Below are 6816 nucleotides of genomic sequence, written 5' to 3'. Positions count from 1 at the left end.
TAGTGCGACAGCCCCGGCGACTTTAGCGACAATCTGAAGAATTTTTATTATGGGAGGTGACAATCTAAGAACTCCTTGCAGAAACCTGATAAATAACGTATAATGATCCAAGTCCGATATGAGTGTTTTTGTCTAATTTTTAGGAAAAATAAACAATGAATTCTTGCAAAATTCGACAAAGTGCCTTAAAATATCTGGATTTTAGTTGCACTTCCGATTCTGTTTCAGATATACGAAAAGGAAAGCTTTGAGAAAATGCAACAGAAAATACGAAAAAATGCAGGTAATAAAGAATTATGAGAAAATTAGCATTAAGTGACGAGATTCTGCTGAGTGTTCAGCAGCCGGCCCGCTATCTGGGCAACGAGATGAATGCCGTCATGAAAGACCCGGACTCCGTCGACATCCGCTTTGCCATGTGCTTCCCGGATGTGTATGAAATCGGTATGTCCCATCTCGGCATGCAGATCCTTTACGCGATGTTCAACAAGCGTAATGATGTGTACTGCGAACGTGTGTTCTCACCGTGGGCAGATATGGATGAGATCATGAGAAGAGAGCATATCCACCTGTTTGCGCTGGAGTCCCAGGATCCGATCCACGAGTTCGACTTCCTTGGATTCACGCTTCAGTATGAGATGTGTTACACCAATATCCTTCAGGTGCTTGACCTGTCCGGAATCCCGCTGCACGCTGAAGACCGCAAGGAAAACGACCCGATCGTCATCGGCGGCGGCCCGTGCGCATATAACCCGGAACCGTTAGCCCCATTCTTCGATCTGTTCTACATCGGAGAGGGTGAGGTGCAGTACGACGCCCTGTTTGACCTCTACAAGGAGATCCGTCGAAACGGCGGAAACAGAAGTGACATCATTGAGGCAGCGGCAAAGCTTCCGGGCATTTATGCTCCGGCATACTATGACGTCACCTACAAAGAGGACGGCACAATCGAGAGCTTCAAGCCGAATGCACCGGGCATTCCGGAGAAGATCACGAAACAGATCGTTGTCAATATGGACGACGCTCCATATATCGAAAAACCGGTCGTTCCGTTTATCAAGGTTACACAGGACCGTGTTGTTCTGGAAATCCAGCGCGGCTGTATCCGTGGCTGCCGTTTCTGTCAGGCAGGAAATGTCTACCGCCCACTGCGTGAGCACAGCCTCGAGTATCTGAAGCATTACGCATATGAGATGCTTAAGAACACCGGTCACGAGGAGATTACACTGAGTTCCCTTAGTTCCAGTGATTACTCCCACCTGAAAGAACTTGTAAACTTCCTGATCGATGAGTTCCACGGCAAGGGTGTCAACATTTCTCTTCCGTCCCTGCGAATTGACGCCTTCTCCCTTGATGTCATGAGCAAGGTACAGGATGTCAAGAAGAGCAGCCTGACATTTGCGCCGGAGGCAGGAAGCCAGAAGCAGAGAGATGTCATCAACAAGGGTCTGACGGAGGAGATCATCCTGAAGGGCGCATCCGAAGCTTTCCACGGTGGATGGAACCGTGTAAAACTCTATTTCATGCTCGGACAGCCGACCGAGACCGTGGAAGATATGGAAGGCATTGCGCTTCTCTCTGAGAAAGTCGCAGAGCTCTACTATGACGAGATTCCGAAGGAGCAGAGAAACGGAAAAGTTCAGGTCGTTGCAAGTTCCTCCTTCTTCGTTCCGAAGCCATTCACCCCGTTCCAGTGGGCGAAAATGTGCACGAAGGACGAATTCTTAGAGCGCGCTTACATCGTCAAGCACAAGTTCCGCGAGATGCTCAACTTCAAGAGCCTCAAGTACAACTACCATGAGGCTGATCTGACTGTGCTCGAGGGTGTTCTTGCAAGAGGAGACCGCAAAGTGGCAGCTGTCATCGAGGAAGCTTACCACAAGGGCGCTCTGTTTGATTCCTGGTCGGAGTTCTTCCACAATGAGATCTGGATGGAGGCATTTGAGACCTGCGGAATTGACATCGATTTCTACACAACGAGAGAGAGAAGCCTTGATGAAGTCTTCCCATGGGATTTCATCGATGCAGGAGTGACAAAAGAATTCTTAAAGAGAGAGTGGAAGAATGCGATGGACGCAAAAGTAACGCCGAACTGCCGCGAGCGTTGTTCCGGCTGTGGAGCGAGAGTATTTGAGGGAGGTGTCTGCTTTGAAAATAAGAATTAAGTTTGCCAAGGAAGGCACCATGAAATTCATCGGTCATCTTGACATGATGCGGTACTTCCAGAAAATCATGCGCCGTGCAGATGTGGATATCTGTTACAGCACGGGATTCAGCCCACATCAGATCATGTCGTTTGCAGCTCCTCTCGGTGTCGGAATGGAGAGTCGTGGCGAGTATGTCGATATTGAGGTAAAGAGCACCGATTCCTCCGAAGAAATGCTTCGCCGGATCAACGAGGTTATGGTGGATGGATCTGAAGTTTTAAGCTACCGTGTGCTGCCGGATGATGCGGCAAATGCAATGTCTATCGTTGCCGCTGCCGATTACCGTCTCCGCTTCCGCGAAGGCTATGAGCCGGAAGACTGGAGAGACTTCATGGATGGCCTGCTTGCCTTCATGAAGCAGGAGCAGATCCTGATTCTCAAGAAGACAAAAAAGAGTGAGAAAGAGGTCGATATCCGCCCGATGATCTACGAGCTTCACGAGGAGGACGATCATGCAATCTTTTTGAAAGTAGCTACCGGAAGTGCAGCAAACTTAAAGCCGTCGGCAGTCATTCAGGCATACATGGACAGCAGGAACCTTCCGCTCTCAGAATTTGCACTGATGATCACGCGCCTGGAAGTCTATGCACCGAAAAAAGAAGATCCTTCCACTCTGATTTCTCTGGAAGAGTTTGGAGAAGACATTAAATAAATGAATAAGATGGTGATCACAAGATGGGAAAGACGCCTGCTCACTGCCTGGTTTTCGGAAAAAGAGCCACTGGAGCTTGGCATTGAGGAGGAAACTTCCATTCTTGGAAATATCTATATTGGAAAAGTGAGCAACATCATCAAAAATTTAAACTGCGCATTTGTGAATTTTGCGCCGGACCGCATCGGTTATTACAGTCTTCACGATTCTCCCGTCTCTCTGTTTGCAGATGGGAGAGAGCGCAGCTTAAAATGCGGAGATGAGATTATTGTGCAGGTTGCAAAAGATGCGATGAAGACCAAAGATCCGGTTTTAAGCGGAAATTTAAACTTCACCGGCAAGTATGCGGTTCTGACCGCCGGAAAAACTCTGATCGGTTTTTCCTCAAAAATTACGGACCGCTCCTGGAAAGAAGAGATCCGCCCACAGCTTGAGGAAATTCTCGGCGGTGAGGCGGGTCTGATTGTCCGCACGAATGCCTACGGACATTCTGCGGAACTTTTCCGGGAAACCAGACTTTTGCTCGAACAGTTGCATCAGATCAAAAAGGATGCGTCCTATCGTACCTGCTACTCCCTGCTTCGGGAAGCTGAGCCGGAGTATTTAAAAAGTCTTCGGGGATGTCCACAGGGAATGCTCGAGGAGATTGTTACCGATCAGAGAGATGTATACGAGACGATTCGTCAGTATTTAGAACTCTACGATCCGGAAAGTATTTCAAAACTGCGCTTTTATGAGGATCCGATGATCAGTCTGACTGCCCTGTATTCCCTCCGCACAGTGATGGATCAGGCATGTCAGAAGCGCGTCTGGCTCAAATCAGGCGGATATCTGATTATCGAGTACACGGAGGCGATGACGGTCATCGATGTCAACACCGGAAAATATTCCGGAAACAAGAAACAGGCGGAAGCGATCCGCGTGGTTAATCTGGAGGCAGCAAAAGAGATTGCACACCAGCTTCGCCTTCGCAACCTTTCAGGCATCATTCTTGTCGACTTTATTGACATGAAAGATCCGGATGATAAGGCGGCTCTGATGGATGCACTTCGGGGATTTGTGAAATCAGATCCGGTGAAGACGACGGTCGTAGACATGACTCAGCTGAATTTAGTGGAGCTGACCCGAAAGAAAGAGAAGAAACCTCTCTGGGAACAGCTTCATCACGCAGCGGATCATACTCAGGAAAATTAAGGGGAAAATACACATGAAAATTATTGTTGTGGGGTGCGGAAAGGTCGGTTTGACGCTGACGGAACAGTTGAACAATGAGGGACATGATATTACGGTGATCGACAAGAATGCGGATACGCTCAAAAGCGTCACAGACAGCATCGACGTGATGGGCGTTGAGGGAAACGGTGCCATCTATCAGGTTCAGATCGAGGCGGGAATCAAAGACACAGATCTTCTGATTGCAACGACTGATTCTGATGAGCTCAATATGCTCTGCTGTCTGATTGCAAAGAAAGCCGGAAACTGTCACACGATTGCCCGTATCCGCAATCCGGAGTATGCCAATGAGACCCGCTATATCCGTGAGGAATTGAACCTCTCGATGGCGATCAATCCGGAGCTTGCAGCGGCAAAAGAAGTCTCCCGCCTGATCAAGTTCCCATCTGTCATCAAGATCGATACCTTTGCAAAGGGCCGCGTGGAGCTGATGAAATTTCTGATTCCGGAGAACTCTGTTCTTCACAATATTCAGATTTTTGAGGTTGCCACAAAGTTAAAGTGTAATGTCCTGATCTGTGCGGTGGAGCGCGGTCACGATGTCATCATCCCGGATGGAAATTTCCGCCTGATGAGCGGAGACAAGATTTCTTTCATCGCGGCACAGGGGGATGCGATGCATTTCCTTCAGCAGATCGGTATTGTCAGCAAGGCAATCAAATCGGTTATGCTTGTCGGCGGCGGAAAGATCACTTACTATCTGTCAAAAATGCTTGATGAGGCGGGAATCCGGGTAAAGATTATTGAGCAGGATTTGAACCGCTGCCATGAGCTCAGCGAACTTCTCCCGCGCGCAATGATCATTCACGGGGATGGATCGAACCAGCAGCTCCTTCTCGAGGAAGGCATCGGACAGGCGGAAGCCTTCGCGGCGCTCACCGGCTTTGATGAAGAGAATATCATGCTCTCCCTGTATGCAGCGACGGTGACAAAGGCAAAGCTTGTGACGAAGATCAACCGAATTGCGTTTGAGGACGTGATCCAGCAGCTGAATCTCGGAAGTATCATCTACCCGAAGATGATTACTGCTGACACGATCACGCAGTATGTCCGCGCTATGCAGAATTCCATGGGAAGTAACGTCGAGACCCTGTACAAGATTGTAGCAGGAAAGGCAGAGGCGCTGGAGTTCCGCGTCGGAAAAGATGCTCCGATGATTGGAATTCCGCTTGAAAAACTGAACTTCAAGGACAACCTGCTGATCGCCTGCATCAACCGGAACGGTCAGATTATCACGCCGCGAGGCAAGGATACGATTGAAGTCGGAGATACGGTTATTGTTGTGACGACACACTCCGGACTGAATGACTTAAAAGACATCTTGAGATAGGCGGTGAATCGGATATGAATATCGGCATTATTTTCTATTTTCTCGGATGGGTGCTCGGTGTGGAGGGCGTCCTGATGCTGCTCCCGTGTGCGATCGCGCTCATTTTTCAGGAGTCGGCCGGATGGTATTTTGTCGGAGTCGGTCTTGTCTGCGGTGTGCTCGGATGGATTTTGGGCCATAAACGCCCGGCAAATACCGTTTTTTATGCAAAGGAAGGCTTTGTCTCCGTTGCCCTCAGCTGGATTGTCCTGAGTTTCTTTGGCGCGCTTCCGTTCTTTTTGAGCAGAGAGATTCCGCGCTTTGAAGATGCAATGTTTGAGGTAATCTCCGGATTTACGACAACGGGAACGAGTATCCTGCCGGATGTGGAGGCGTTAAGCCACTGCATGCTCGTCTGGAGAAGTTTTACACACTGGATCGGCGGAATGGGTGTGCTCGTCTTTCTGCTTGCGATTCTTCCGATGGCAAGCGGTTACAACATGCACATCATGAGAGCAGAGAGCCCGGGACCGTCCGTCGGAAAGCTCGTTCCGAGAGTCAAGACGACGGCAAAAATCCTGTATCTGATTTATTTTGTGATGACGGTGATCCAGATGGTTCTGCTTTTTTGCAGCGGGATGCCATGGTTTGACACCCTGTGCATCTCCCTCGGAACAGCCGGAACAGGAGGATTTGGTGTTTTAAATTCCAGCTGTGGATCTTACACGATTCTTCAGCAGGCAATCATCACCGTGTTTATGATTCTCTTCGGAGTCAATTTCAACTTTTATTACCTGATGCTGATTAAGAAGCCGAAGGAGGCACTCCAGTCAGAGGAGGTGCGGTATTATTTCGGAATCATCCTTGTCAGTGCACTTTTAATTGCGTGGAATATCCGGGATCAGTTTGCAAACCTTCTTCTGGCATTCCATCATGCCCTGTTCCAGGTGGGATCCGTGATCACGACAACCGGTTTTTCCACCGTGGACTTTGATGTGTGGCCGTCCTTTGCAAAATGGATTCTTGTGACCCTGATGTTCATGGGAGCCTGTGCGGGAAGTACCGGAGGTGGTCTCAAAGTCTCCCGCGTTGTGATTGCTGCAAAGACAGCTGGAAGAGAGATCCAGTCCCTGATTCATCCGAGAAGTATCAAAGTACTGAAATTTGAGGGAAAGACGATCGACCAGTCGATCATCAAGTCTCTCGGTGCATATCTGGCGGCATATTTTCTGGTGTTCTTTGTCTCTGTCCTGCTTATCAGCCTTGACAATGCGGATCTTGAGACAAATTTCACGGCGATTGCTGCAACGTTCAACAACATCGGCCCGGGACTTGCAAAAGCCGGTCCGACCTGCAATTTTGCCTTCTTCAGCCCGCTCTCAAAAGTTGTCATGATGTTTGACATGCTTGCAGGG

At 49.0% G+C, this 6816-nt stretch carries 5 protein-coding genes; all 5 read left to right on the top strand.

The window, feature by feature from the left end; genetic code table 11:
* Positions 1–296: 296 nt before the first annotated feature.
* Positions 297–2165, top strand: a complete 1869-nt coding sequence (locus tag ACR0QE_RS12765; protein WP_432628717.1) for a TIGR03960 family B12-binding radical SAM protein — start codon at positions 297–299, stop codon at positions 2163–2165.
* Positions 2149–2859 (top strand): TIGR03936 family radical SAM-associated protein, encoded by a 711-nt coding sequence (locus ACR0QE_RS12760; protein WP_432628716.1) that lies wholly within the window; start codon positions 2149–2151, stop codon positions 2857–2859. The genes ACR0QE_RS12765 and ACR0QE_RS12760 overlap by 17 nt, the downstream gene beginning before the upstream one ends.
* Positions 2860–4053, top strand: a complete 1194-nt coding sequence (locus ACR0QE_RS12755) for a ribonuclease E/G (protein WP_432628715.1) — start codon at positions 2860–2862, stop codon at positions 4051–4053.
* A 13-nt stretch (positions 4054–4066) separates the two neighbouring features.
* A complete protein-coding gene (gene trkA, locus ACR0QE_RS12750) occupies positions 4067–5422 on the top strand; it encodes a Trk system potassium transporter TrkA (protein WP_432628714.1) in 1356 nt (451 codons plus the stop codon).
* A gap of 14 nt (positions 5423–5436) precedes the next feature.
* Positions 5437–6816: TrkH family potassium uptake protein (locus ACR0QE_RS12745; protein WP_432628713.1), on the top strand; the 1380-nt coding region annotated here is incomplete at its 3' end.

Source organism: Brotaphodocola sp., assembly GCF_050873065.1.
Taxonomy (GTDB): domain Bacteria; phylum Bacillota; class Clostridia; order Lachnospirales; family Lachnospiraceae; genus Brotaphodocola.
The sequence above is the reverse complement of the archived record's forward strand: the minus strand, read 5'-3'. Positions and strand labels throughout refer to the sequence as shown.

Bases quoted from the DNA above. Each gene is read 5' to 3' on its own strand.
- trkA (WP_432628714.1), top strand. From the start codon at position 4,067: ATGAAAATTATTGTTGTGGGGTGCGGAAAGGTCGGTTTGACGCTGACG.
- ACR0QE_RS12765 (WP_432628717.1), top strand. From the start codon at position 297: ATGAGAAAATTAGCATTAAGTGACGAGATTCTGCTGAGTGTTCAGCAG.
- ACR0QE_RS12755 (WP_432628715.1), top strand. From the start codon at position 2,860: ATGAATAAGATGGTGATCACAAGATGGGAAAGACGCCTGCTCACTGCC.